3 protein-coding genes are annotated in these 2,504 nt (G+C 74.0%); all 3 read left to right on the plus strand.

Annotated elements, in window-relative coordinates; translation table 11 throughout:
* Window positions 1-825: ATP-binding cassette domain-containing protein (locus STRAU_RS30465; RefSeq protein ID WP_052029353.1), on the plus strand; the 825-nt coding region annotated here is incomplete at its 5' end.
* Window positions 822-1,646, plus strand: coding sequence for an ECF transporter S component (locus tag STRAU_RS30470; protein ID WP_016644269.1), 825 nt, complete (start codon window positions 822-824; stop codon window positions 1,644-1,646). The genes STRAU_RS30465 and STRAU_RS30470, both read left to right, overlap by 4 nt.
* Before the next feature lie 347 nt (window positions 1,647-1,993).
* On the plus strand, window positions 1,994-2,413 hold the full coding sequence (locus STRAU_RS30475; RefSeq protein WP_016644270.1) for an aggregation-promoting factor C-terminal-like domain-containing protein: 420 nt from the start codon (window positions 1,994-1,996) through the stop codon (window positions 2,411-2,413).
* Window positions 2,414-2,504 lie beyond the last annotated feature (91 nt).

The following is a 2,504-nucleotide window of genomic DNA, read 5'->3' on the forward strand; positions in this document are numbered from 1 at the left end:
GGCGCACCGGCCGGTGCGCCCGCCGCGCAGGACGGCGCCCGCGTCGCCGCCCAGGTCACCGGGCTCGCCGTACTGCGGGGCCGGGTCGAGGCACTGCGCCGGGTCGACTTCGGCGTCCGCGCCGGGGAGACCGTCGCGCTGATGGGCCGCAACGGCGCGGGCAAGTCGACGCTGCTGTCCACGCTGGTCGGGCTGCTCGCGCCGGCCTCGGGGACGGTGCGGGTCGGCGGTGCGGTGCCGCACCGGATGGCGCCGCGCGAACTGATCCGGCACGTCGGCCTCGTACCGCAGGAGCCGCGCGATCTGCTGTACGCGGACACGGTGGCGGCGGAGTGCGCGGCCGCCGACGGTGACGCGGACGCGGCGCCGGGGACCTGCCGGGACCTGGTCGCCGAGCTGCTGCCCGGCATCGCGGACGACACGCACCCCCGCGACCTGTCCGAGGGCCAGCGCCTCGCCCTCGCCCTCGCGATCGTCCTGGCCGCCCGCCCGCCCCTGCTCCTGCTCGACGAGCCGACCCGCGGCCTGGACTACGCGGCCAAGGCCCGCCTGGTCACGATCCTGCGCGGGCTCGCGGCCGAGGGCCACGCGATCGTGCTGGCCACGCACGACGTGGAACTGGCCGCCGAGCTGGCCCACCGGGTGGTGATCCTCGCCGAGGGCGAGGTGGTGGCCGACGGCCCGACGGCGGACGTCGTGGTGGCGTCCCCGTCGTTCGCGCCGCAGGTCACCAAGGTGCTCGCGCCCCAGCCGTGGCTGACAGTGACGCAGGTCCGCCGGGCCCTGCGGGCGACGGCGGCCGAAGGGCGGGGGGAGACGCCGTGAACGACGACCGCCAGGTCCGCCCCGTTCGGCTGGGGCGTCGGTCCATCGCCGCACTGGCCCTGGTGAGTGCCGTCGGGGCCGTCGCGTTCGGGTGGCCACTGCTCGCGGGCGGCGAGTCCTCGCTGAGCGCGCACGCGCAGGACGCGCCGTGGCTGTTCGCGGCGCTGCTGCCGCTGCTGCTCGGGGTGGTGGTGGCGACGATCGCCGACGTCGGCCTGGACGCGAAGGCGATCGCGATGCTCGGGGTGCTCGCCGCGGCGGGCGCGGCGCTGCGGCCGCTGGGGGCGGGCACGGCCGGCATCGAGCCGATGTTCTTCCTGATGGTGCTGAGCGGGCGGGTGCTCGGCCCGGGGTTCGGGTTCGTGCTCGGCTCGGTGTCGATGTTCGCGTCCGCGCTGCTCACCGGCGGGGTCGGCCCCTGGATGCCGTTCCAGATGCTGGCCATGGGGTGGGTGTGCATGGGGGCGGGCCTGCTGCCGGGCCCCGACACCCTGCGCGGGCGGCGCGAGCTGTACGTCCTCGGGGCGTACGGAGCGGTCTCCTCCGTCCTCTACGGCACCGTGATGAACCTCCAGGGCTGGCCCTACATCGGCGGGCTCGCCACCGGCGTCTCCTTCGTGCCGGGCGACCCCGTGGGCGAGAACCTCGGCCGTTTCATCGCGTACTGCCTGGCCACCTCGCTCGGCTGGGACCTGCCGCGGGCCGTCGTCACGGTGGTCCTCAGCCTCACGCTCGGTCCGGCCGTGCTGAAGGCGCTGCGCCGGGCCACCCGGCGGGCCGCGTTCGAGACGCCGGTCACATTCGAGCCCCCGCGGCGGTGAGCGGTCTTGCGCGTTCCGTGATGAAACGGGTGGGTCGCCCGTGAGGCGGCCCACAGGACTTTGGTCCCCTACTACCCGGGGCAGGAGACCCATCACCTTGACGCGTACACACCAATCTCCGCGCTGACCTGGGGATTGAGAGCCAGATCACACGAGGGACCTCCGGTCCGGGTGCGAGTGCCACTAGTAAGAGGGGTCATTGCGGCGGCGCCCGAGCCCTGTTTCTCTGGATGAGTCGCACGGCGCCGACGAGCCCATCCGGGCCTCGGCGCCGAGGCATTCCCCCCACGGTCCGCGTGACCACGGTGTGCCCGCGACCGCCCCGTTCCCCACCGGAAGGTTCCTCTGTGTCCGTCTCCATCCTCCGCCGCATCGCTTCCCCGAAGAAGGCCCTCGCCACCGGCGCCGTCGCGGCTGCCGCCACCGGCATGGTCTTCGCTGCGGCCCCCGCCCAGGCCGCTCCGGCGGCCGCGACGTCCGACTCGGCCAAGGCCGTGGCGCAGCGGATGATCGCGGACGACGCTCAGTTCCAGTGCTTCGACCGCATCGTCTCCCACGAGAGCGGCTGGGACGTCAACGCGAAGAACGCCTCCTCCGGCGCCTACGGCCTGGTCCAGGCCCTGCCCGGCTCCAAGATGGCCTCCGCGGGCTCCGACTGGCAGACCAACCCCGAGACCCAGATCAAGTGGGGCCACGAGTACATGAAGGACCGCTACGGCAGCCCGTGTGGCGCTTGGGACCACTGGCAGGCCAACGGCTGGTACTGAGCCTGGCCCCTGGGCCTTGAGCGGTAATGAGGGCGACACCCCGAGGGGTGTCGCCCTTTGTCGCGCTCCGCGCTCGTCCTCAAACGCCGGA

The organism is Streptomyces aurantiacus JA 4570 (assembly GCF_000414115.1).
GTDB lineage: Bacteria > Actinomycetota > Actinomycetes > Streptomycetales > Streptomycetaceae > Streptomyces > Streptomyces aurantiacus_A.